A 22949-nucleotide genomic window follows, 5' to 3' on the forward strand; every position below is an offset into this window, starting at 1 on the left:
TCGCTCCCTCGCGGCTTACAGGAAATCCTGATGGGCAAAGAAGCGGCTGACGACAGACCGCTATCGGCTCCTGCAAGTGCATGTTCCACCCTTGCTGACAGCAACCGGGCCTCGCGCGCGAGACAATTCAATGGCAACGAGCATGTTCCGCAGGTGACGTGACGACCTGGATCAATACTCGGGTTGAAGCTATACAGAAAGGGCTCAGAGTGGGGATGGACCACACGCTGGATTAGCGACTGAGGAGAACTTCGCGGTGTCGAATCATCTGGTCATACGCAACATGACCCGTCCCGAGTTGGACGAGCTCGTCGATTGGGCTGCCCGAGAGGGTTGGAATCCCGGCCTTCACGATGCCGAGCTGTTCTGGGCTATGGACCCTGCCGCCTTCATCGCGGCGTCCCGGGGTGGCGAATTGATCGGCGGCGGTGCCATCACCTCCTACAATGGCGAATTCGGTTTCATGGGTTTTTTCATCGTTCGGCCTGAGTATCGCGGTCAAGGTCTGGGCAATACCCTCTGGCACGCACGCCGCGAGCGACTCCTCGCCCGCCTGCACCCAGGCGCGAGCATCGGCATGGACGGCGTCTTCGCGATGCAGGACTACTACGCCAAGGGTGGTTTCGTCTTCTCCCATCGCAACATGCGTTTTCGTGCCAAGATTACCGAACGCCCGACGACCTCGCAGGTAAACGACCAGGACATCGTCCCGTTGGCCACCTTCCCGTTCGATCAGGTTGTCGATTACGACCGCACCTGCTTCCCCGCCGCGCGCGAAACCTTCCTGAGCGGGTGGATTACCCAAGCCGATGCACTCGCCGTGGGTTGTCAGCGCGAGGGCAGGCTAAGCGGCTATGGCGTAGTAAGGCGCTGCCGGGAAGGCTACAAGATCGGCCCCTTGTTCGCCGATGACGCCTTGGCAGCCAATGCAATCTACGCGCGCCTGGCGGAATTTGCGGAGGGTGGCCCGCTGTTTCTCGATGCCCCGGAGAATAACCCCGCCGCGATGGCGCTCGTGCACCAACAGGGCATGATCGAGGTTTTCGGCTGCGCACGCATGTACCTCGGCCCTCCTCCGGCGATCGCGCACGAACGTGTGTTCGGCGTCACGACCTTCGAGCTGGGCTGATGTCCGCTCGCGACCTCATTGGTTATGGCGGCTGCCCACCCCACCCGCGATGGCCCGGTGAGGCGCGCGTCGCGGTCCAGTTCGTACTCAACATCGAAGAGGGCGCGGAGTCATGCATCCTCAATGGCGATGCACAGTCGGAGGCCTGGCTTCACGAGCTACCGGGCCGCCCGCCGCGTGTGGGGGAACCGGACTTGAGCGTCGAGGGCATGTACGAATACGGATCGCGCGCAGGTGTGTGGCGCATTCTGGAGCTGTTCAGCGCCCGAGGCCTGCCGCTGACCGCCTTCGTCGTCGGCCGAGCACTGGAACTCACCCCGGCGATTGGCCATGCGCTCTGCGCTGCCGGGCATGAGATTGCCGGGCATGGCTACCGCTGGCTGGACTATCGCGACATGCCTGAAGACCAAGAGCGGCGCCATATCCGCCTCACCATCGACGTGATCGAGCAAATCTGCGGTAAACGCCCCGTAGGTTGGTACACAGGAAGGGTCAGCCAGAACACCCGCCGCCTGTTGCGTGAGGAAGGTGGGTTTCTCTATAGCTCAGACGCCTACAACGATGATCTGCCCTATTGGCTCCCAGGCTCGCCCGCCCACCTGGTGATTCCTTACACACTGGTCAACAACGACGCCCGCTATCTGCTGCCGAATGGTTTCACCTGCGGTGAAGACTTCTTCCGGCTGCTCAAGGATGCTTTCGACCTGCTGTGGCAGGAGGGCGCGCAACACCCGAAGATGATGAGCGTCGGTCTGCATGGACGGATCAGTGGCCATCCTGGTCGTGCGATGGCGCTGGCGCGCTTTCTCGATTACGTACAAGGCCACGACGCGGTGTGGATCTGCCGACGCGAAGAGATTGCCATGCACTGGATAGCCCAATTCCCTGCCTTGCCTCCACAGCATTGAAATCTTGTGTATACCGCTGAGCAAATCCCACTACCCTTGGCGCCCTCGCGGATCGACAGCGGCGGTCGAGCGCACGATGATGGCAACCTCGCCAAGGGCAAGGTCAGCAGCCTCACGGCACACAAATGACGGCCAACGCCGGTCCTGATACCATAAACCTAATGTTAGGCACTTGGGTGAAAGACAGCGTGAACAAGCGCAATAATGATGCAGACATCAGGACCGAGCGACCGATGCTGGGGGCCGAACGCGGCGTTACCCAATATCAGCGGTTAGCTTCCCTGCTGAGGCACCGGATCGCGAAGGGCGAGTATCCGCTCGGCACACAGCTGCCGACAATCACGAAACTGGCGGATGACTTGGGCGTCGCGGTCGTGACTGTCCGGCAAGCATACGAGATGCTTTCCAAGGAAGGGCTAATCCGCAGCCAACGGGGTGTCGGCACCCACGTGGCCGCGCTGCCCGCCGCCACCGGCGACCTCGAACTGACGATCAACGATCCGTTCGCCGCGCCGCAGGCGCTGTCCTTCGAGATACTTGAAGTCCGGTACCACACTCAATTACCCCAAGAACTGCTTGGCGCGAATGATCGGTCGGCGGACGACAACGTGTGCGTCCGCAAGCTGCATACCTATTCCGACGAGGCGTTCTGCTATGCCGAGATTTACGTGTCCACAACGGTCTTCGAGTCGCTGCCCAAGGACATCGCCAGGAAAAGGAAGCTGCTTGCCGCGGTGCTCGACAAACTGGGCACCCGCGGCAAACGCGTGAGGCAACGGATTACTGTGATGCCTGCGGATTTTCCTCTGTGCGACCTGCTGAAGATCCCGTTTGCCTCTCCCGTGGCGAAAATGTCACGGTGCCTGGTCGACGGTAAAGGCAATGTGCTGTACGCCGGTGTCACCTGGTATCGGGGCGACCGCTACGTCGCCGAGATCGACTTCCCTGCGTCTACATTGAAGACCATGCCCGGGATGACCGAACCCCAACCGGGCCTGGTGGGTGAGCGCAAGCGGGACTAGAAGCGTTCGTGCGGACCTCTGCGTAAACCCGGCACGCCGCTTCCGCCCTCTTCTTTGAGCAGTCACCGCTAACTCGACCTACCCGGTACGCGAGATCTCATATCGCCCGGCCAGCATCTCTGCACTCCCCCTCTGAGGTGCTTGACGAGGGTTTTTTTTCATGGCAAAACTCCTAACATTAGATCTTTGGACCGATATAAAATCGGAGATTCGATGCTTACGCGAAACGCTCAGGATTCAGCCGTAATGCCCACTGTGATCAGGGCGGCGGACCTAGCCGCCTACTCGCCGGCGAACCACACCGGCACCTCCAACGTGCGCGTGATTGGCCCTGAGACCGTGGGCGCCACGGCAGGCTTTCTCATCAAAGAACGGCTTGCGTCCTCTATTTCAAACCAGTGAACTCTGGCTCCCGGCTGCGAGCTGCCAATCCACTATCAAGATCAAATGAAAGGAAACGGCATGGGTAACTTCACAGTAACGTCGTCTGAATTTAAAGATCAGGAACCGCTGCAACTGGTGCATGAGTTCGATGGCTTCTACGGCACTGGCCAGAACCGTTCGCCCGCGCTGCAATGGCGGGGCGCGCCGGAAGACACCAAGAGCTTCGCGCTGACGCTGTACGACCCGGACGCGCCCACCGGCAGCGGCTTCTGGCACTGGATCCTGTTCGACATCGATGCGTCCGTCACCCAGCTCGCCGCGGGGCTGGGTTCCACCGATGCCACGGACCTGGGCGCCAGCGGTACTCAAGTCACCAACGACTATGGCACCGCCGGCTACGGCGGTCCCTGCCCGCCCGCTGGTTTGCCCGCGCACCGCTACATCTTCACTGTGCACGCATTGGGGGTGCCCAAGCTGGAGTTGCCGGCCAATCCGACCAACGCAGTGGCGCGCTTCTTGATCCACCAGAACACACTCGCCACGGCCACCCTGACCGGCCTATACAAACGCTGAATTAGCCGTTTTATCGTATCCAGCATCGAGCATCCGAGTTGATCCACAGCTTCTGCGGTAGCGCCTGATTCAGGTGTGGCGCTTCCTTCGGATTCGCAGTCACCCACGACACCCTTGCCTCTGACTTACACTTCCCCTTGCCGGGTGTGTCGAGTCATCAGCATGACCACCATAGCCATGCTGGTTACGCTTCGCGCAGTGCACCATACCGGGTGCCCCCAATAAAAAGCCGGCCCCGAAGGCCGGCTTCCTTAACAAGGTATTGCGCAACGTTAGCGAACACCTTCCTGACGCAGCGCAGCCGGCGTGTAGTCGCTTTCACCGGCGGCGTAGCTGAAGTCGTAGGACTGTTTCTCCTCGTTCTTCATGCCCAGCGCCACATAGCGACCGGACACCAGATCGTAGAGGCTCTCCAGCGTGTACCACGGCACTTGCTTGTCGTAGTAGAACTGGGCATGCCCCTCGGCCACGCGCCACAGGATGCCACGCCCGTCGTAATGGTCGATGGCAGCGGCTTGCCAGGTGTCTTCGTCGATGTAGAAGTCACGCTTCTCATAGACGTGGCGTTCGCCGGGCTTCAGGGTGGCCACCACGTGCCACACGCGGTGCAACTCGTAACGGGTCAGGTCCTGATTAATATGACCGGCTTTGATGATGTCGCTGTACTTGAGTTTCGGCGAGTCCAGTTTGTAGGCGTTGTAGGGGATGTAGATCTCCTTCTTGCCTTCCAGCTTCCAGCTTCCAGTCGTAACGATCGGGAGCGCCGTTGTACATGTCAAAATTGTCGGAGGTACGCAGGCCATCGGTAGCAGTACCCGGGCCGTCGTAGGACACCTGCGGGGCACGCCGCACACGACGCTGGCCAGCGTTGTAGAGCCAGGCAAGGCGCGGCTCCTTCACTTGGTTCAGGGTCTCGTGCACCAACAAGACGTTACCCGCCAGACGCGACGGTGCAGTCACGCGTTGCTTGAAGTAGAACAGGACGTTGCTCGGTTTGCTCGGGTCGTAGTCCTTCAACTGGTCGCGGAAGGTGAACTCGTCCTGGAAATACACCAGGCTGTAGGAACCGTTTGTCTGCGGAGTCACCTGGGTCACAAAGCGGCTCACGCTGCCACCGCGATAACGGGTGATATGGTTCCAGATTGCTTCGAGGCCGTCCTTCGGAATCGGGAAGGGATTGGAGCTATGGAAGTCCTCCAGGCCGTTACCGCCTTCCACCAGTTTGGTGTGGGTGGCGTTGTACTTGGTGGCTTCGATCACCTTGGCCGGAAGCATGGCCGTGCGGTGGGTCTTGTACACCGGTATTTTGTAGGTGTCGGGGTAGCGTTTGAACATCGCCAGCTGACCGGGGGTCAGCTTGTCCTTGTACTGGTCGACGTTCTTCGCGGTGATGGTGAACAGCGGCTGCTCGTTGGCGAAAGGATCAGGCAGGAAGCCCGCGGCGTCGGCGCTACCGACATTCTGCGGCAGGCCGCCGGTCCATGCAGGGATGGAGCCATCGGCGTTGCCGGATTTTTCGGCACCTACCGGGGTCAGGCTGGCACCCAGTTTGGCCGCTTCATCAACAGATACTGCGGCCATGACGCTGGAGGCCATCAGGGTCAGCGCCAGGGCGCCGGTTTGCAGCAGACTCTTTGTTGTTTTCATTGTTGTTTCCTCAAGATTCCAGCCCACTTAGAAATTCATGCCGAAGCTGAGCGCGAGAAAATCGCGGTCGATCGAGGTGTTGTACTTGCCGCCGAAGAAGTCGGTGTAAGAGAGGCTCGTCGTGTAGGTATTGTTGTACTCGGCATCCAGGCCCAGGCTGGCTGCCTTGGCGCCTTCGGTGAACAGACCATTTGGACCATAACCATCGACGTCATGGGACCAGGCGATGCTGGGTTTGAGGTTCACACCGGCGAACACGTCGTTGTAGTCCCACAAGGCGCGCATGCGGTAACCCCAGGAAGTGCTGGTGACGAAACCATCGTCTTCGCAGTACTTGCTGACGTTCTGCGCAGTGGCGCTGCCCAGGGCGCCAGTGTTCAGCGCCACGCACGTATTGATTGACCCAGTGGCCGGCAACGGGCCAGGACCGAAGACCGGGTCACGGCCATAACGGACATCGGAAGTGCTTTCCAGGCCGCCGACATGAGCGACGCCGATCTCACCCACCAGGGTCAGACGGCTAGCCCCCATGACTTGGTCGAAGAAGTGCGTGAAGGTGGTCTGGAACTGGGTCACTTCCTTGCGACGATAGCCGTGCACGTCCTGTCCCGCAGGACCTGGCAGCAGCGAAGCGTTGCTGAACAATCCGCCAAGGGAATCGACGCCCGTGAAGAGGATGTCCGTGGTGTTCATCTGAACCGGCAGGTTAGGACGGTAGCTGACCTCGCCGCTCCACGCAGTACCGGTGGGCAGCGTGGTGGAGAAGCTCAGGCCATAGAGATGAATGTCCTCTGGGTACTCGACGAAGTAGTTCGAGGAACCGGCGACGGCCAAGGAGCGAAGGTTGGCCGGGTTGCTGGCGCCAAGGGCTGGAACGTGCGGCAAACCGGCGTTGATGGTATTGAGTTGCGCCTGGGTAGCGCTCGTGCTGCTGAAAACCGGTGACCGGCTGTGGTAGTTGACCAAATAGGCGCCGAACTCGGTATTCATCGGCTCGGCGAAGTAGCGAAAAGACAGGCCGTATTGGCCATCGTCATCCGCATCGCGATCCGGACCGCGGGGAACCAGCACGCCTTCCTCGTTCACATTTACCCCAAACTGACTCAGGGCCCCCAAGGCAGCAGGACTCAGGCTCGATGCCTTTCTCAGGACGCGCAGGTTATCGGTGCAGCCGTCGGCAATCGTGTCAGGCTGAGAGAAAAAAGTGCCGCAGTTGTCCACCACCGTCTGGTCCCACTCCAGCTGATAGAAGGCCTCGGCCGACAGGTGTTCGGTCAGGCTTTGGGACACATAGAACATGTTGACCGGAATCAGGCCTTCCTTGATCTCGGCGCCCGGACGGCGGAATGCCGATACGTCGATCGGGTTGATCGTGTTGATACCGCCGCCGATGAACGTACTTTCACCCCAGCTCACGACCTGCTTGCCCAGACGCACGGACCCTGGCTGTTCGGCAATGGCGTAGTTGTGGTAGACGAAGGCGTCGAGGACCTGGCCGCCAGCAGACTTCGCGCCTTCCTTGCGGTTGTGATCGTCGATGTCTTTGAACAGACGGCTCTCGTCCTTGAGCTCGAAGTCGTACCAATACTTGCCACGGACGAAGGCGCCGGTGTCGCCGTACTTGAGTTCGAGGTCATGAATGCCCTTGAAGATCTTCGAAAAGGTTTCGCCTTTCTTGAAGTTCAGGTGGGAATCGTCGGTGGCCTGGGACAGGCCATTGCCACCATTGTTGACCCCGATGAGGTCCGGATCGCTCCCACGCATGGACCAACTGGCGCCCACGGAAAGCGCGGAGTCGAACTGGCCCTCAATCTCCCCGATGTTGAAGGTAACTCCGAATGCCGGAGCGACGAATGTGGAAGCGAGGCTGACGGCCAAGGGCAATCTTGCCAGCCGCCAGAGCCGGGGGTTTTTTGTCATTGACGCTACTCCATCTATGTTTTTTTTATGGATTGGTACGCGCAATACTTTTGCCGGCAGCGCCGACCACGCTCACGACCTAGCCCTCAAACGTTGTGATGAAACTGTCCTCCTGGCTTTTTTAATATTCACGCCGCTCGCAACGCGGTGCGGGCAACGGTTGTCACTTCGTTGTCCCGGAAACGTCCATTGCTGCAGGTATGCGCTTCTTGATTTTCGATATCGTGTGAACCTTTATCTGGCGAGCCCACGGTCCATCGATGGTCCGCAGAGTCTTGGGTACGAGATGCGTCAAGCCGAGCTCATCGCTAAGCTGCGATAGAACCGTCTCGATATCGAACGACAGGTTGGTAACAAGAACATCGTCGCCGTGAAACACGAGGCTGTTGGACCAAAGAAAGCCGATGGGCATCCCGTCGGGATTGATTCCGCCGAAATCGCCGAGCTTGGCAACCACACGACCCAGGGTCGGTTCCAGCACGAGAATCTCGTTGGACTGGTTGCATGCGACCCAAAGGTTGTCGTGCTCGTCGATGATCAGACCGTCGGGACCGCCGCCGACACGGTTGACGAAGACTTCAGGCGTGCCGGGTTCGAGCGTCGGACCGGTCACCGGTATCCTGATAATGGTGTCGTTCGCCGTATTGGCGATGAACACCGCCGTCTTCTGGTTATTGAACTTCAGACCATTGGCGCCGATGGTGGGCGGTATCCGCGTCGGTTTGAGCAGAGGGCTGGTGACCCATGCCGACGCTTCGCCGCCGTCGGGTCCGACTTTCCAGATGATGCCCTGGTGCGCATCGGTCACGTACACGTTGCCGGCGGGGTCGAACGTTATACCGTCGAGGCCGGGGTGCTGGCCCGTGACCGTCATGAACACGGACGAGGCACCCGACTTGGGATCGACGCTCAGGACCTTCGCGGCCTTGAAGTCGACCACGAGCAACTGGCCGGTCTGGGGATGAAAGCCGAGGTCAAGCAACAATCTGCTCGATCCCTTGATGCTGACTGTGCGCAAATGCTTGCCCTGCGGGTCGAACACGAGAAGCACTCCCTCGCTCGTACTGGGTTTGTCCGCCGCTACCGTGACGACGTAGACATTGCCCTCGCGGTCCACCGTGATCCCCTCGGGATGTGCCTCACCGGCGGGCAACGTGGCGAATGTCTCTACCTTGCCCCGCTCCCAGGCCATTGTGGCGAGCGGCGTCGCCAGGAACGCCAGCACCAACAACATCGGAATCGTCTTCGCTCTGTTCATGTTCATGTCGTTCTCATTGTTATATGCGTTTCTGGACGCGCTCCGCGGCCAATGCCGCCTGCGAGCGAGCTACAACACTTTGCGAGTCAAATCCTGCACACAGGTGCGCCGTAACCCGGGCGACAGCAGGGCCCGTGCTCAAGCTCGGATGCGGTTTATCTCGCGTTGCTCAGATCAATATGACTTCGGCAGGCCAAGCGCCTGTTCGGCGACGTAGCACAGCGCGAGCTCCTGGGTCACCGGCGCGACCAGCGACAGCACGCTTTCTCGCAGGCCTCGCTCGACGTGGTACTCCGTGGCGTAGCCGAATCCGCCATGGGTGCGCACCGCACGCAATGACGTCTCGAAACTGGCCTCGGCCGCCAGGTACTTCGCCGCCGTGGCCTCGACGCCGCAGGGCTTGCCGGCGTCGTAGAGCGCAGCCGCCTTCCACATCAGAAGCTCGGCCGCTTGCAGACGCATCCAGCATTCGGCCAGCGGATGCTGGATCGCCTGGTTCATGCCGATCGGCCGCCCGAACACGACGCGCTCCCTGGCATAGTCCGTCGCACGCGTCAGCGCCGTCTGCGCGGCACCGAGCGCAGAAGCCGCAACGAGGATGCGCTCCGGGTTCAGGCCGTGCAGCAGGTACTTGAACCCCTGGCCTTCCTCGCCGATGCGATCCTCGACCGGGATCTCCAGCCCGTCGATGAACAGTTCGTTCGAGTCCACGGCCTTGCGCGCCATCTTCTCGATCTCGCAGATGCGCACATGCGCGCGGTCGAGGTCCGTATAAAACAGCGTGACGCCGTCCATCGGCCTCACGCATTCCTCGATCGGCGTTGTCCGGGCTACCAACAGGATCTTGTTGGCGTGCTGCGCGGTCGAGGTCCAGACTTTCTGGCCGTTGACGATGTAGCGGTCGCCCGCGCGGCGCGCGAAGGTTCTGATACGTGTGGTATCAGAGCCGATGTTGGGCTCGGTCACGCCGAAGCAAGCGCGATCCATGCCTTCGATCAATGGCGGCAGAAAGCGCCGCTTCTGCGCCTCGCTGCCGAATACGACCACAGGCTGCGGGCCGAACAGGTTCAGATGCACCGACGACACCGCCGCCGAGCCGAGCTTGCCGATGGTGCGCATCACCATTGCGGCTTCCGAGAGGCCGAGGCCGGCGCCACCATGCTCCTTGGGCATGGTCACGCCGAACCAGCCGCCGCGCGCGACGGTGTCGCAGAATTCACTCGGCCAGCGCCCGTCGCGCTCGCACCCGAGCCAGTAATCCGCACCGAAGTCGGCGCAGATCGCCTCGACGGCGTCGCGAATCGCGAGCTGGTCGTCCGATAAATCGAAATTCATGCGGGCAGCTCCTGCAGCAGGCTTTCGGGCACCTCGACCGACAGGTCGAGCAGCATCTGCGCCATACCCTTGCCGAGCGGATCATTGCGCAGCGACGCCATCCCACCGCCGCCCAGCGCGCGCTCGCACAGCAGGTTGATGGCGTGAATGCCAGGCAGTTCGTATCGATGCACCGGCCCCTGCACCAGGTGGCCGAGGTAATCCTTCACGCGTTCGGGCGTCACCTGCTCGATCAGCACCGGCAACAGCGCCGGATGGCGGGCGATCAGGCCGATATTGGACGTGTCGCCCTTGTCGCCGCTTCGCCCGAGCGCGATTCTCACGAGCGGCACGGTCTGGCGAGGACCGGCGGGCAGCGCACCCTCGATGGGAGCCAGCCGTTCCGGCGACTCCTGCGGTGATGACGGCGGCAATGTCACGGTGAACGTCATCTCGCCGAGCGTGACCGTCTGCGTCACCCGCTCCTTCGCAATGAGCCAGGCGAACTGCCGCAAGACCGGCGACACGGAGGGACGGCCACTTGAACCGGTCGTGCCCGGCGACCAGGACGTGCCGGGGGCGGCGAACTCGCGGCTGAACATCTCCAGCGCACGCCGGTCCGCATGCGTTACGGTCAGGCGCAGCACCACTTCGCGCGTCGGCAACGGCCGGGCGAGCGGGCCATAGGCCGATTCGGTGCCGAGCAGCTCGATGTGCGTCGCGAGGAAGTCCGCGAATCCGTTCTCGCGCAGCAACCGGCAGCCACGCTCGAGCAGCGCTTCGCCGGTGCGCTTGGCTTTTGCGGGGGCATCGATCCCGACAATGGTGAGCTGCCCGGACACTTTGAAGCCTGCCGGCGCAGTGGCGCTGACCTTATAGGTAGCGGTCGGCGACAGGCCGCGCGCACCGGTCACCAACACGCGATGCGACCCGACTTGCTCCAGGCGCACTTGGCGGAAGTCGCAGATGACATCCGGTAGCAGATAGCAGGCCGGATCGCCGATCTCGTACAGGAGTTGCTCGCCGACCGTCCCGGGAGAGACGAGCCCGCCGGTGTCCGCGGGCTTGGTGACGACGAAGCTGCCATCGTCGCGGCACTCCACGATTGGATAACCGATGTTGGCCCAGTCGGGCACCGTGGCCCAGTCAGTGTGCAAGCCGCCGGTGGCCTGGCAGCCGCATTCGATAATGTGGCCGGCGAGGCTGCCCGCGGCCAGCCGGTCGAAGTCGTCAGGCGCCCAGCCGAATTCGTGCATCAGCACGCCGAGGGTGACCGCGCTGTCGACGCAGCGGCCGGTGATGACGATGTCGGCACCGGCGTCGAGCGCCTGAGCGACCGGCAGCGCGCCAAGGTAGGCATTGGCCGTCACCAACCGTTCCGGCATCGGTTCGCCGTTGGACATTCCGACCGTGCCGGCCGCCCGCATGGCAGCCGCGAGTGGCAGCACATCGTCGCCTTCGACAATCGCGATGCGCACCGCCACGCCCAGTTCATCGGCCAGAGCCTGCACCGCCGCGGCGCAGCCCTTCGGGTTCACGCCGCCGGCGTTGCTGACGATGCGAATGCCCTTCTCTACCGCCTGCTTCAGCACCGAGCGCAGTGCCACCGTGACGAAGTCGATGGCATAGCCTTCCTCGGGACGCTTCATGCGTGCGCCGGCGAGGATCGACATCGTCAGCTCTGCGAGATAGTCGAACACCAGGTAGTCGATGTCGCCCTGGCGCACCAGTTGCATAGGTCCGAGGCTGCTGTCGCCCCAGAAGCCCGAAGCGCCGCCGATGCGCACGAGCTGGTCCGCGGCTTGCGAATTCATTTGTTGGTCCATTGCGGTTTCCTTTTTTCCTTAAATGCGGCGATGCCCTCGCGCGCATCCTGCGTCATGGCCAGCAGGCCAATCTGGCCTTCGCCGAACGCGATCGCCTCTTCGAACGCCATCGAGCGCATTGCCTTCATCGCATACAGGCCGCGGCGTAGCGCGGTGGGTGAGTTGCCGAGCAGTCGCGACAGCAAGCGCTCGAGTGCACCGTCGAGGTCATCCGCCACCTCATTGATCAGGCCGATTTCGCGCGCTCTCGCGGCATCGATCGGGTCACCCGTCAGACAAAGTTGCACCAGGCAGCGCTGCGGCACCTGAGCCTGCAGCACGGCGAGCACCTGCATCGGGAACACGCCGACCTTTGCCTCTGGCAGGCCGAAGATCGCGTGCGGGGCAGCGATGGCGAGGTCACACATTGCGAGCAGGCCCATACCGCCGGCCATACAGGCACCGTTGACCCGCGCGATGAGCGGCACGTCGAGCGTGCGGGCAGTGCGCAGCAGGTCGGCATAGGCGATGGTTGGCGTGGCGTAGTCGAATGCGAAGGCATCCGCGCCCAGATCGGCACCGGCGCAGAACGCCTCGTCGCCTGTGCCGGTGAGCACGACAGCGCGAATCGAGTCGTCCGCCCGGGCGCGCTGCATGGCTTGCTGCAGCGCCGCGATGACGTCCGCGTTGAGCGCATTGCGGCGCTCCGGGCGATCGATGGTGAGAATCAGCCGACCGTCTTGCCGGTTTTCTTGAAGGACCGTCGTCATGCCCTGACCTCCGTTTCCTTGGGGACCGTCGTCACCTGGGTCACGCTGGTCAGTACCATCTTGCGGATCTGTTCGCACGAGTAGCCAGCCTCCGCGAGCACTTCCTCGCTGTGCTCACCCAACAGCGGCGGCGGGCGAAACGCCGGCAGCGGCGATTGCGGCCATTCGCTCGGCACCGCCATGGTCCGCAGCACGCCCTCGGTGGGGTGGTCGATTTGTTGGAAGAAGCCGATGTCCTGCAGGTGCGGATCCTCCAGCAGGGTCTCGAAGGTATGCGCCGGGAGTACCGGAATGCCGAGTGGCTCCAGCAGCTCGCGCCATTCTTTCGTGGTCTTCGACTTCAGGTTGTCGGCGAGGATTTCGTACAGCACCTCGACGTGCTGCGTACGTGATTCGCCGTCGGCAAACCGCGGGTCGCTCTCGAACCGCTCGGCCTCGCCGACCACGCGCATGAAGGCCTTCCACTGCTCGTCGGTGTAGACGACCAGGCAAACAAGACCGTCCTGCGTGGCGTATGGCCGGCGCTGCGGGTTGAGCAACCGCGGATAGCCGAAGCCACCGCGCGGCGGGATAAACGTGTGGCCGTAGAGGTGATCGCCCAGCATCATCTGCGCGGTCGTCTCGAACATCGGCACATCGACCGACTGGCCGCGTCCCGTGCGTTCGCGCGACAGCAGCGCCGCGCAGATCACCCCGAACGCGTACAGGCCCGTCGCCCGGTCCGAGAGGTTGAGCGGCGCATAGCGCGGTACCTCGGACCCCGCCCGCACGCTGGCCTCGGGGATCGCGACGGCGGCCTGGATCAGGTCGTCGAAGGCGCGCGAGGCTGCATAGCGGCCGCGCTGGCTGAAACCGAAGGTGCCGACATAGATAATGCCCGGGTTCACCTGCCGTACCGCTTCGTAATCCAGCCCGAGCCGCTGCATGGCTTGCGGCCGCACGTTGTAGATCAGCGCGTCGGCCGTCTGCGCCAGCTTCAGCAGCGCCTCCTTGCCGACAGGATTCTTAAGGTCCAGCACGATGCTGCGCTTGTTGCGGTTGAGGTTGAGGAACAGCGGACCGGCGCCGGCGCGGCCACCGGGCCCGGTGGCGCGCAGCATATCGCCACCGGGCGGCTCCACCTTGATCACATCGGCGCCAAGGTCAGCCAGCATCTGCGTGGCCGAAGGTCCCATGACGACTTCGGTGATGTCGATAATGCGTAGGCCGGCGAGCGGCCCACCCTGGCTTGAGTTGTTATTCATTCGGTCCGTGCTCCTCTTTGCGGTCAGGAACCGGCTATGTCGGCGCTGTTGCCGCGGATGTAGGGCAACGGTGCGATACCGCGCGCCGCCGCGAGGGACTCGAGCGCGTACTGGACCGAAAGCGCGTCATTGAGCGAGTGGAAGGTGCCGTCCTCGTTGAAGCTGACCTGCGCGCCTTCGATCCAGGCGATGGTGATGGTGTCCTCGGTATTGGACTCGGGGGTGTAGAAGGTGTGCACCGAGCCGCCCGGCTCGAACAGGTAGGAGCCCGCGGTCTGAGGCTGGTCAGGGTATTCGCGATACATCCAGCAACCCTGGATTGTCCAGACCTGCGCCGTACCGGTGTGGTAGTGAATCGGCAAAGAGCAACCGGGTTCCACGATGGCCTTGATGACCCACTCGCCGCGCTCCGGGTCCATGCGTAGCGGCTGAATGTGGATGCCTGGGAAGACATTCTTGATTAGTGGGATCTGCTCGACATTGACGGTCAGCAGAGTGTCCTGCGGGAGGCCGACCAACGGCAACGGCGCGCCGCTGGAAGTGGTTTGCTGGGTAGGAAGTTTTGCGTTCATGCGTTGTTTCCTTTTGTTGTTGTGAGTAAAGCGGTTGACGGAAGCTGTTCTTTACGCAAGCCGTCCTTTGATGAGAAAGCCTGCTGCGGGCTGCTCTGGCGGGCAGCGCAGGGCTGTGGTGACCCCGCAAGGAAGAAACAGGAAGTCACCCGCCGCGAGCTGGAAGTCCTGCCCGTCGACGTGCGCCTCGATCTGTCCGTCTTCGACGTAGAGCACCTGCTCGGCCTCATTCTCGGTCGTGCAGGCCAATGCGCTGCCGGCACACATCCGCAGCGCCGAGATGTCGACCCATTGCGCGCCGACGGTGTCGCGATCGATGAGCGGGATGATCGGGAGGGCAGCTTCGGTGGCGGCAAGCACGCGGACTTCGCCGCACTCAGCGACCGCAGGGTCGGGCTCCGTGATCGTGTGCGCCGGGCTCTCGCCATAAGGCGGCGCATAGACGACCAACAGTCGTCCGGGCTGGTCGCTGGTCACGCGAAACGAATGGAATACGCCCGCTGGCGCGTAGGTCCAGGTTCCGGGGGCCATCACGTCGACGCGCCCCTGCGCTTGCGACTCGCCGGTGCCTTCAATCATGTAGGCGCATTGCTCCAGGTGGGGATGCGCATGCGGCTTCGCACCATGGGATTTCACGATCGTACCGACCAGCACTTCGAGTGCCGTGGCACCCACGGTCTCAGGGCCAATCACGCGCACGTTGGAGGTGCCGGTGTGGTTCGCCGGCGAGTAGGCGGCTAGGTCCGCCGCCCTGATCACAGTGGGGATCGCTTTCATTACGGCTGAATCCTGAGCGTTTCGCGTAAGCATCGAACCTCCGATTTGAAATACGTCTAAAGATCTAATGTTAGGAGTTTTGCCACGAAAAAAGACCTTCGTCAAGCACCTCAGGAGGGTGACTGCAGAGATTCTGGCCGGACGGTGATTGGCGGTGTATCCCAAGTTCGGGCGCATCGGGCCGGCTGCGTTGCCAGGGATAACTGGCTTTTGTATCGGGTAGATAACGGCCAAAAGCGGCCAATCAAATGTACCCAGGGAATCTGGTTCGATTCAGAGCCGCGAAGCGGCTACGGCTTGAATGAATTGTCAGGCCGCGTCCTCGCGGTACGTGCCATCGGAATGAATAGGCCAATCAAATTCGTAAATTCCGGTGGAACTCAAGCTCCATAGATCAGCTCTCAGAAGAAATGATTGAGTCCTGACTGGATTCAGCAGCCAGCTTCAATCGGTCAGCTTTACTAATGTATTTGGACTTGCTTGGCGGTGCCAATTTGGCACTAGCCTTTTTGGCGTGAGCCTTTAATAACTGCTTTATTTTTTTACGACGATTCATATTTTTCTACTCGGTTTGTAAGCTCTTGAATGATATCAGCTTAAAATATTGGGCCAGAATGAAACACCCCATCGGTTGTATCCAGCCTTTGGGGTGTAATGCATCAAGCCATCAAGAGCGCCCTACAGAACCTGTGACCGGTAGATTTCCAAGCAATTTGAGCCCGGTAGTCTTCACGAAAGCGTCATAGTCCATCGGTCTCTCGATGCGAGTTTCAGCGTTGGGTAGTACGTAGGCCCAGGCACGCTTGGACGATGCGTCGTAAACCAGCTTGAACAGGCGGCTCGGCACCCAGACCTTGTTGTCGCCGATGGTGGTGTGGCCCGCGTCAAAGAGCGGGCCGGTAAAGACAAAAACATTACCATCGGCTCGCTTGGCGAACTTTCTGACATCGGCCTCGACCTTGCTCCAGATCTTCCGGTTGTTGGTTGGGTCTTGCGGCACCATGTTCGACAGCGCAAAGGATTGGGCCATTGCATTGGGGTTCGGAGCATCGGCTGCCGGGGATTGATGGCCGCGGTCCACGGCCGGATGTTGGCTACGGTAGTCGCTCAACTCTGCCCGCCCACTCTTGGGGATGCGTGGGTCCGGGTAGAACTGATTGGTGCGCTCCTCGCCTTTGGCATCCTGCAGTTGCGCGGCATTGAGGCGTTCGACCACTACCAGTGGCGTCTTGCTGGTTTGCGAGTACAGCACCGCAAAGTTGTCGGAGCACAGGGCCATGGGTTTCATTGTTGCAGGCACAGAGGCCATGTTGATGGGTTTCGCAGCCGGGAACAGATCTGCGCAGCCATCAAACGATGCCTGTTTCTGTTTGTTTGAATAGAGGCCAAGGGCCGCGTTCTGGCTGACCGAGCCCGAGCGGGACACTTGTTCCTGATGCTGGGTGGGCGGCTTGACGAGATCCAGCAGACTGCGGGCTTCTGCCCCGGTCGAGAGCAAAACAAGGGCCGACAGCCCAACTGCAATTTTGCGTAGGTGCATGCTTTAAATCTTCGAATTGGATTGAGGGGTAAACGTACGACGAGTCCCGATTCACGGAACCAGATGGAGGCGGTTGCTGATTAAATTGCGGCAAGCATGCTTTCACTGTCCTTGATCAAAATACCGATGCGGATTCGGTCGGTTCCGAGCAGTACGACTGCTGATGGTCGTTGCGGGATTTATTGACCATCACAAGTCACTTTAGTGCTGAGCAGCGTTTACATTCGACTCGCCAATGCTCGTCGAAGAAGCGATCGGCAGAGTACGGCCAAAGCCCGCAAGCCCGAAATGTAGACGTCGCGCTCAACGGCACAACAACCCCATGGGCAAACCCGATCATAGCGCTCTATGATTGAACCCCATGACGACCTCTCTTTCGATCCGCCAACCCTGCCCGCCCGGAGCCTGCATCTGCGAGCGTGAGCCGTTGCTGGAAACCCCCGGCGCGGATTTGCGCATCCTGAGCCTGACCCGGTCGGAGGAGAAGCGCCTGATTGAACGCCTGGAAAATCTCCAGAGCCTGAGCGACCTGGAGCGTCTGCAACGCCGGATGTATGAGCAGTTGGGTCTGCGCGTGGAGATCGTCCCGGGCTTCAATGAAGTGCGCACCATGCGCGGCATCAACATCACCCTCGGCGAACTGCCGGGTCTGTGCCGCAAAACCCGTCAGTCGATTCCGGCGGCGATTCGTCGAGGGCTGGAGAAGCGCCCGGAGATTGCCTACGAGTTGCTCAATGCCAACGACTTGTTGCGTGATGCCTGATCGTTTGCACTGTTATCCCGATATGTTCATTTCAAATGCCTGAAAGAGGATCAGCGGTCGTACGCAAAACGCGGGCCGCTGCTATGCCTTCTCATGGGAGAAAGGGTTTCAGGCCAGCCAGGAGGGTGCTGAAAACAGCGGCGTAACCGTGGCCCCGGTACCAGCCAGGTGCGCGAAGAAAAAAGGTGCCATCCGTAGCAGGAGGTGGCAGATGTTATTCATGGTCCGTTGGTCCATCAGTACGCAAAATCGTAACAGCACGATCGAACGTTTTCTCAAGACCGGTGGCGCGCCACCCGCAGACGTCAAGATGCTGGGGCGCTGGCATGCCGTCGGTGGCTCGAGTGGTTTTGGCATTGCAGAGGCCAATGATCCGGTGTCGATTCAGAAGTGGGTGCTGGAATGGAGCGACCTCATGAGCATGGAAGTCCACGCCGCATTGACCGATGAACAGGTGGCGCCGCTGCTGGCTGCCGCGCTCGGCAAGCAATAGTCGTCGAGGCGGCGAGTACCCTCGCCGCCTTCCTTCTGATTCACTATTTTTTCATCCCGACCCGCCGCCGCATTTCGGCAGTAATCGTCTGTCGGGTTTTCTTCAGGTCGGCCCAGGGTTCGTCACCGATCTCGGCCAGGCGTTCATGCACGTTGTGCACGTTCCATTGATTGCCGCCCTTGAGCTGCGCCACCTCCTCCCGAAAGATCGGCACCGACACCGGCAGACTTTCGCGGGTGCGCACCGCGTAGGCGCAAATAGTAGTGGCGCCCAGACCGTTGCGCAGGTAATCGATGAAGATACGCCCGACGCGGTTTTTCGGTCCGGACACCGCAGAAAAGCGATCCGGCAGTAATTTGGCCATGTGACTGACGATCGCGTGGCTGAAATCCTTGACCTCGTCCCAGCCGTGTTTGCGGGTCAGCGGTACGATCAGGTGAATCCCCTTGCCGCCGCTGGTTTTAAGAAACGCCTTGAGCCCCAGCTCATCCAGCACCGTTAGGGTTAGCTGAGTCGCTTCGATCATGCTTTTCCAGGGCAGCGCCGGATCCGGGTCGAGATCGAGGACAAAGCGATCGGGTTTATCCAGATCGACTGACGTGGCATTCCAGGTGTGCAGTTCCACCGTGCTCATTTGCACCGCGCCAATCAGGGTTTTGGCGTTGTTGATGATCATCACCGGTTGGCCCGTCAGTTCTTTGTCCAGGGTAACAATCCCCGGAATGGCCAGGCGCTCGGCGTTCTTCTGAAAGAACAGTTCACCGGCGATGCCGTCCGGCGCGCGCACCAGCGCCACCGGCCGGTCCTTGAGTTGCGGCAGAATCCATTCGGCAACGCTGGCGTAGTACTCCGCCAGTTGCATCTTGGTAGTACCCGTGCTGGCGTCGATCACCCGGTCCGGGTGCGTGATGCGTACCTTGCCGCTGGCCAGGCCGATCTGCGACGGCGCGACAGTCGATTGGACGGCTTCTGGGTCGGCGGCGTCAGGTTTCTCGGCGGTGGATTTTTTCTTTGCTGCGGCGGTTTTCGAGGCTGATGTTTTCGAGGCTGAAGTGTTCACGGTTTTCGGCAACTCCTCGGTAATCTCTTCGGCAGGCTTGTCATCACGCAAACCATGGAACACGGCGTGGCGCACCGAGCCGTCCTTGGTCATTTCGGCAAAAGCCACCTCCGCCAGTTGAGTGGGTTTGAGCCAATGCACACCCTTGGCTTCAAAACCGCTGGGCGGATTGACCACCGACGGCTTTTTCGTCTGCAGCGGTTTCAACTGTTCGTAAATGCGCTTGAGAGTCACCTCGTTGAACCCGGTGCCAACCTTGCCGGCATAGCGCAATTCACCACTGTCGCGGTCGTGCAATCCCAGCAGCAATGCGCCAAAAGCACTGCGCGAGCCTTTGGGGTCGGTGAAGCCGACCACGATGAATTCCTGCCGATGCTTGCACTTGAGTTTGATCCAGTCACTGGTGCGCCGCGACACGTAAGGCGACCCCAGGCGCTTGCCGATCAGCCCTTCCATCTTCATTTCGCAGGCGCTGTTGAGCAACGCCTCCGGCGATTCGCCGAACGCGTCGGAGAATCGCAACAGCGGATTTTCATTGAGTTTGAGCACGGTCGCCAGCGCCGCCCTGCGCTCCTCGACGGGTACTTCGCGCAGGTCCACGCCATTGAGGTAGGGCAAATCGAACAGGTAATAAACGATGCTACCGCTACGGCCGGAATCGAACGCGTTTTGCAGCGCCTGAAAATCCGGAACGCCCTGCTCGTCGGCCACCACCATTTCGCCGTCGAGCCAGGCCGATTCCAGGCCCAGCGCTGCCAGTGCCTCGGCTTGTCCGGGCAATTTGTGGGTCCAGTCGTGGCCGTTGCGGGTGAAGAGTTTGACCTCGTCGTGGTCGATGCGCGTCATGACCCGGTAACCATCGAATTTGATCTCATAGCTCCATTCGCCGCTCGGCGCAGATTCGACCAACGTCGCCAGTTCGGGCTTGAGCAGCTCCGGCAGCTTGGCTTTACGCGCACCCGTCAGTTGTGGCGACTTTTCCTTACGCGCCCTGGCCGGGGCTTTTTTGATCGGTTTGGGTTTTTCAGCACCGTGCTTTTTTTCCACGATAGTGCGGTCGCTGAGCACGCTGTCCGGTTCGGCGGCGACCACGTCGTATTCGCTGTCGGGTCTGGCGGCGCTGTCCTGATGCTTGATCAGAAACCACTGCTCCTGTTTGCCCGGCATGTGCGTGCGCACAAGGTTCCACAGGCCGCCGAGCTTCTCTCCTTTCAGCTCGAATTTCAGCCGGCCCTTGGTGTACGCCGTGGCCGGATCGTCCAGGGGAATCCATACTCCACGATCCCAGACGATCACGTCGCCGGCGCCGTAATGCCCTTCGGGGATGGTGCCCTCGAACGTGGCGTAATCCAGCGGATGGTCTTCGACGTGGATGGCCAGGCGCTTGACCTTGGGGTCCAGCGACGGTCCTTTGGGCACGGCCCAACTTTTCAGCGCGCCATCGAATTCCAGGCGAAAGTCATAGTGCAGGTGCGAGGCGTCATGCTTCTGAATGCAGAACTGCAGCGTATGATCCTTCGCCGTTTTTTTGCTCGAACGTTTGACGGCGACAGGTTCCGAGGTCGCCGAGAAATCGCGCATGCGGTTGTAATCGTCCAGGTTCTTGTTCATGGCTCACCTACCGCTCGTTGCGGGGCCGGACTGGCGCAAGGTTGCTCGCCGGTTTCCATTAACAGTTGATCGACTGCGCTTGATAGCGCGTCGGACATCGAGCGGCCGTCGCGCAATGCCTGTTCCACCGCGTACCGTTGCCTATCTGCGCTGGTCCCTTCGATCAGCATGCGCCGGGCCTGTTTGAAGACGTCTTGCACGCCCAGTTGCTGCGCGGTCTCGGCAAATGTCACTTGTGCCAGGGCCAGCCATTGCTCGACCGAGATTGTCGGTTCGTGGTCCTGGCCAATGAAGGTGCCATGAATGCCGTAACGCTTGGCGCGCCAGCGGTTTTCCTTGAGGATCCAGTAAGCCGTCCGGTTGAAGTTCGCCCCGGGCAGCGGCTGCGCGATGGCGTCAGCGACCATCAGGCGAAACAGCGAAGCGATGCACAGCGCATCGTCCAGCCGTGGGCAGGCGTCGGTAATGCGCAGCTCCAGCGTGGGAAATCGCGCGGCCGGGCGCACGCTCCACCAACAGTCGCTGGGCTGCCGGATCGAGCCGGTGCGGGTCATCAGCGCGACGTAATCGTCGAACGCTTGCTGATCCTCGAAAAACTCTGGAATGCCCATGCGCGGCCACTCATCGCAGGCGACCTGGCGATAGCTCATGAAACCGCTATCCGCTCCCTCCCAAAACGGTGACGAGGTGCTCAGCGCCAACAACAGCGGCACCCATGGCAAAACTTCGTTCATGACCCGAATACGATCCAGATGACCGGGTACTTCAACGTGTACGTGCAGCCCGGACAACACACTGCGCCGGGCCACTCGCTGGTAGTCGTCGAACAGCTGATGGAAATGCGCCTGATCCGTCGGTTGCTGAATCCGCCAATCCGCCAAAGGGTGACTACCGGCGCTGAGCAGGCCCAGGCCGAACGGCTGCAGAGCACGTCTCAGGGCACTGCGGGTGGTAGCCAGGTAGTCGGCGGCCTCCGGTAAGCTGCTGAAAACCGGTGAGGCGACTTCAATCTGCCCCTGGAACATTTCATAAGCGAAAGACTGACCCAGCGCCGCCCTGCATGCCTCGATCACCGGCACCGAGGGCTGCCCCGGCATACGCCGGGAAGCGAGATCGGTGAGGAAGTATTCTTCTTCAATGCCGAAGTTCGGGCGCCTGCTCATCAACATTTTCCCCCGTGCCTGGGCCGAGACGCGTCACGGTCAGCGCGACGACGGCAATCCGCTCCACTCGTTTGTAACCTGGGGTCAACAACTCTTCACCGAACACATCGGGATCGAGCTCGCGATACGTCCAGCCGAACCCCGGTGCCTCCAAACGCGGAGCGAGGGCCTCCAGAAACGGGTCGCGGCCATCAACCATCGCCGCGCCGGTGTACAGCAACAACGAGCCGCCGGGCGCCAGCCGACCGAGTGCCTGTTCGACAATCCGCAGAGACAGCTCCGCGCCCAACGCGCCACCGCCATGCCGGTAAGTACGCTCGGCCGGGTCGGCCATGTAGGGTGGGTTGGCGACGATCAGATCAAAGTATCCGTCGACATCCTGCAGCACGTCGCTGGCCTCGACGCTGACGTTGGCTACTTCGGCGAGCGCGGCGTTGATGGCCGTCATGCGCAGCGCCGCCGGATTGATGTCCAGCGCCAACACCTCGGATTCGGGACGGGCGCGGGCAATCAGAATGGCACCGACACCGGCGCCGCAACCGATGTCCACGGCGCGCCTGATCGGGGCGAAATGCTGGTGCAGATGGGCGTGAATCAGTTGGGCGAACCGATAAGTGTCGGGACCGAAGAACACTGAATCAGCGGCCTCCGTCGGAAAGGCCGAATGCACGAACAGCAAGTCGTCGAGGCTGGACCAGCGCACCCGGCTTTTCAGCCGCCCGTTGCACTCATCCAGCACCTGCGCCTGTTGCAACTGGCGCTGTTCATCCGCGGACAACAGCCCTGGCTCAAACGGCCGCGACCAGCCAAAGACATCGCGCAGGGTCTCGGCCCGCCGGCCTTCGGCGCGGGTATTGACCCGCTGATGGGTCAGCGGCGTCGGCGTGATGAATCGGTAACCATCCGCCTGCAAACGGCGTCCCAGTTGCACCAACGCCAGGTCAGTGGCGGACAGCTGTTCTTCCAGACTCATAAACTGCTCCCGTTGATAAAGGT

General features: G+C 61.3%; 19 protein-coding genes and 1 pseudogene. 6 read left to right on the top strand and 14 right to left on the bottom strand.

Features of this window, described 5'->3' with window-relative positions:
• Positions 1 to 256: 256 nt before the first annotated feature.
• The 4 genes from CKW20_RS13915 (at position 257) to CKW20_RS13935 (ending at position 4016) form a co-directional block, all read left to right on the top strand.
• Complete coding sequence (locus CKW20_RS13915; protein ID WP_095053419.1) at positions 257 to 1129, top strand: GNAT family N-acetyltransferase; 873 nt, start codon at positions 257 to 259, stop codon at positions 1127 to 1129.
• Complete coding sequence (locus CKW20_RS13920; protein ID WP_095053420.1) at positions 1129 to 2037, top strand: polysaccharide deacetylase family protein; 909 nt, start codon at positions 1129 to 1131, stop codon at positions 2035 to 2037. Before CKW20_RS13915 ends, CKW20_RS13920 begins: the two co-directional genes overlap by 1 nt.
• A gap of 188 nt (positions 2038 to 2225) precedes the next feature.
• Positions 2226 to 3059 (top strand): GntR family transcriptional regulator, encoded by an 834-nt coding sequence (locus tag CKW20_RS13925; protein WP_218228003.1) that lies wholly within the window; start codon positions 2226 to 2228, stop codon positions 3057 to 3059.
• A gap of 462 nt (positions 3060 to 3521) precedes the next feature.
• The gene (locus CKW20_RS13935; RefSeq protein ID WP_095053421.1) at positions 3522 to 4016 is read left to right on the top strand and encodes a YbhB/YbcL family Raf kinase inhibitor-like protein; all 495 of its coding nucleotides are present in this window, start codon (positions 3522 to 3524) and stop codon (positions 4014 to 4016) included.
• Positions 4017 to 4288: 272 nt separating this feature from the next.
• Here the strand turns inward: CKW20_RS13935 and CKW20_RS13940 are convergent.
• From CKW20_RS13940 to CKW20_RS13990, 11 genes and pseudogenes are all read right to left on the bottom strand, one after another.
• Positions 4289 to 5663, bottom strand: a pseudogene (locus CKW20_RS13940) (DUF1329 domain-containing protein).
• Between the two features lie 27 nt (positions 5664 to 5690).
• A complete protein-coding gene (locus CKW20_RS13945; RefSeq protein WP_095053422.1) occupies positions 5691 to 7583 on the bottom strand; it encodes a DUF1302 domain-containing protein in 1893 nt (630 codons plus the stop codon).
• Positions 7584 to 7746: 163 nt separating this feature from the next.
• Positions 7747 to 8847, bottom strand: coding sequence for an SMP-30/gluconolactonase/LRE family protein (locus tag CKW20_RS13950; RefSeq protein WP_218228004.1), 1101 nt, complete (start codon positions 8845 to 8847; stop codon positions 7747 to 7749).
• A 168-nt stretch (positions 8848 to 9015) separates the two neighbouring features.
• Entirely contained in the window at positions 9016 to 10176 is a 1161-nt protein-coding gene (locus tag CKW20_RS13955; RefSeq protein WP_095053423.1) for an acyl-CoA dehydrogenase family protein, read from the bottom strand.
• Positions 10173 to 11969 (bottom strand): acyclic terpene utilization AtuA family protein, encoded by a 1797-nt coding sequence (locus CKW20_RS13960; RefSeq protein WP_095053653.1) that lies wholly within the window; start codon positions 11967 to 11969, stop codon positions 10173 to 10175. The genes CKW20_RS13955 and CKW20_RS13960 overlap by 4 nt, the downstream gene beginning before the upstream one ends.
• Positions 11966 to 12730 carry an enoyl-CoA hydratase-related protein gene (locus CKW20_RS13965; protein ID WP_095053424.1) on the bottom strand — a complete coding sequence of 255 codons (765 nt, stop codon included), beginning with the start codon at positions 12728 to 12730 and terminating at the stop codon, positions 11966 to 11968. The genes CKW20_RS13960 and CKW20_RS13965 overlap by 4 nt, the downstream gene beginning before the upstream one ends.
• The gene (locus tag CKW20_RS13970; protein WP_095053425.1) at positions 12727 to 13974 is read right to left on the bottom strand and encodes a CaiB/BaiF CoA-transferase family protein; all 1248 of its coding nucleotides are present in this window, start codon (positions 13972 to 13974) and stop codon (positions 12727 to 12729) included. The genes CKW20_RS13965 and CKW20_RS13970 overlap by 4 nt, the downstream gene beginning before the upstream one ends.
• Before the next feature lie 23 nt (positions 13975 to 13997).
• Entirely contained in the window at positions 13998 to 14546 is a 549-nt protein-coding gene (locus CKW20_RS13975; RefSeq protein ID WP_095053426.1) for a 2,4'-dihydroxyacetophenone dioxygenase family protein, read from the bottom strand.
• A 51-nt stretch (positions 14547 to 14597) separates the two neighbouring features.
• Entirely contained in the window at positions 14598 to 15323 is a 726-nt protein-coding gene (locus tag CKW20_RS13980; RefSeq protein WP_095053427.1) for a cupin domain-containing protein, read from the bottom strand.
• A gap of 394 nt (positions 15324 to 15717) precedes the next feature.
• Positions 15718 to 15879 (bottom strand): DUF2986 domain-containing protein, encoded by a 162-nt coding sequence (locus CKW20_RS13985; RefSeq protein ID WP_095053428.1) that lies wholly within the window; start codon positions 15877 to 15879, stop codon positions 15718 to 15720.
• Between the two features lie 111 nt (positions 15880 to 15990).
• Positions 15991 to 16863, bottom strand: a complete 873-nt coding sequence (locus CKW20_RS13990; protein ID WP_095053429.1) for a DNA/RNA non-specific endonuclease — start codon at positions 16861 to 16863, stop codon at positions 15991 to 15993.
• Between the two features lie 361 nt (positions 16864 to 17224).
• Between CKW20_RS13990 and CKW20_RS13995 the strand changes: the two genes are divergently transcribed.
• Both CKW20_RS13995 and CKW20_RS14000 read left to right on the top strand, forming a co-directional pair.
• A complete protein-coding gene (locus CKW20_RS13995) occupies positions 17225 to 17626 on the top strand; it encodes a hypothetical protein (RefSeq protein ID WP_095053430.1) in 402 nt (133 codons plus the stop codon).
• 211 nt (positions 17627 to 17837) lie between these two features.
• Positions 17838 to 18119, top strand: coding sequence for a DUF3303 domain-containing protein (locus tag CKW20_RS14000; RefSeq protein WP_095053431.1), 282 nt, complete (start codon positions 17838 to 17840; stop codon positions 18117 to 18119).
• 43 nt (positions 18120 to 18162) lie between these two features.
• On the opposite strand, the gene ligD is transcribed toward CKW20_RS14000, so the two are convergent.
• Genes ligD through CKW20_RS14015 form a run of 3 tightly spaced genes read right to left on the bottom strand, consistent with a single transcriptional unit; the run spans position 18163 to position 22926 of the window.
• Entirely contained in the window at positions 18163 to 20790 is a 2628-nt protein-coding gene (ligD, locus tag CKW20_RS14005) for a DNA ligase D (RefSeq protein ID WP_095053432.1), read from the bottom strand.
• Positions 20787 to 21953, bottom strand: coding sequence for a carboxylate-amine ligase (locus CKW20_RS14010; protein WP_095053433.1), 1167 nt, complete (start codon positions 21951 to 21953; stop codon positions 20787 to 20789). The genes ligD and CKW20_RS14010 overlap by 4 nt, the downstream gene beginning before the upstream one ends.
• Positions 21925 to 22926 (bottom strand): class I SAM-dependent methyltransferase, encoded by a 1002-nt coding sequence (locus CKW20_RS14015; protein WP_095053434.1) that lies wholly within the window; start codon positions 22924 to 22926, stop codon positions 21925 to 21927. The genes CKW20_RS14010 and CKW20_RS14015 overlap by 29 nt, the downstream gene beginning before the upstream one ends.
• Positions 22927 to 22949 lie beyond the last annotated feature (23 nt).

Source organism: Pseudomonas sp. Irchel s3b2 (assembly GCF_900187445.1).
Classification (GTDB): Bacteria; Pseudomonadota; Gammaproteobacteria; order Pseudomonadales; family Pseudomonadaceae; genus Aquipseudomonas.

Coding starts and splice junctions, on each gene's coding strand:
- CKW20_RS13995 (WP_095053430.1), top strand. CDS start 17,225: ATGACGACCTCTCTTTCGATCCGCCAACCCTGCCCGCCCGGAGCCTGC.
- CKW20_RS13985 (WP_095053428.1), bottom strand. CDS start 15,879: ATGAATCGTCGTAAAAAAATAAAGCAGTTATTAAAGGCTCACGCCAAA.
- CKW20_RS13975 (WP_095053426.1), bottom strand. CDS start 14,546: ATGAACGCAAAACTTCCTACCCAGCAAACCACTTCCAGCGGCGCGCCG.
- CKW20_RS13950 (WP_218228004.1), bottom strand. CDS start 8,847: ATGAACATGAACAGAGCGAAGACGATTCCGATGTTGTTGGTGCTGGCG.
- ligD (WP_095053432.1), bottom strand. CDS start 20,790: ATGAACAAGAACCTGGACGATTACAACCGCATGCGCGATTTCTCGGCG.
- CKW20_RS14000 (WP_095053431.1), top strand. CDS start 17,838: ATGTTATTCATGGTCCGTTGGTCCATCAGTACGCAAAATCGTAACAGC.
- CKW20_RS13970 (WP_095053425.1), bottom strand. CDS start 13,974: ATGAATAACAACTCAAGCCAGGGTGGGCCGCTCGCCGGCCTACGCATT.
- CKW20_RS13945 (WP_095053422.1), bottom strand. CDS start 7,583: ATGACAAAAAACCCCCGGCTCTGGCGGCTGGCAAGATTGCCCTTGGCC.
- CKW20_RS13965 (WP_095053424.1), bottom strand. CDS start 12,730: ATGACGACGGTCCTTCAAGAAAACCGGCAAGACGGTCGGCTGATTCTC.
- CKW20_RS13990 (WP_095053429.1), bottom strand. CDS start 16,863: ATGCACCTACGCAAAATTGCAGTTGGGCTGTCGGCCCTTGTTTTGCTC.
- CKW20_RS13955 (WP_095053423.1), bottom strand. CDS start 10,176: ATGAATTTCGATTTATCGGACGACCAGCTCGCGATTCGCGACGCCGTC.
- CKW20_RS14010 (WP_095053433.1), bottom strand. CDS start 21,953: ATGAGCAGGCGCCCGAACTTCGGCATTGAAGAAGAATACTTCCTCACC.
- CKW20_RS13980 (WP_095053427.1), bottom strand. CDS start 15,323: ATGAAAGCGATCCCCACTGTGATCAGGGCGGCGGACCTAGCCGCCTAC.
- CKW20_RS13960 (WP_095053653.1), bottom strand. CDS start 11,969: ATGAATTCGCAAGCCGCGGACCAGCTCGTGCGCATCGGCGGCGCTTCG.
- CKW20_RS14015 (WP_095053434.1), bottom strand. CDS start 22,926: ATGAGTCTGGAAGAACAGCTGTCCGCCACTGACCTGGCGTTGGTGCAA.
- CKW20_RS13920 (WP_095053420.1), top strand. CDS start 1,129: ATGTCCGCTCGCGACCTCATTGGTTATGGCGGCTGCCCACCCCACCCG.
- CKW20_RS13935 (WP_095053421.1), top strand. CDS start 3,522: ATGGGTAACTTCACAGTAACGTCGTCTGAATTTAAAGATCAGGAACCG.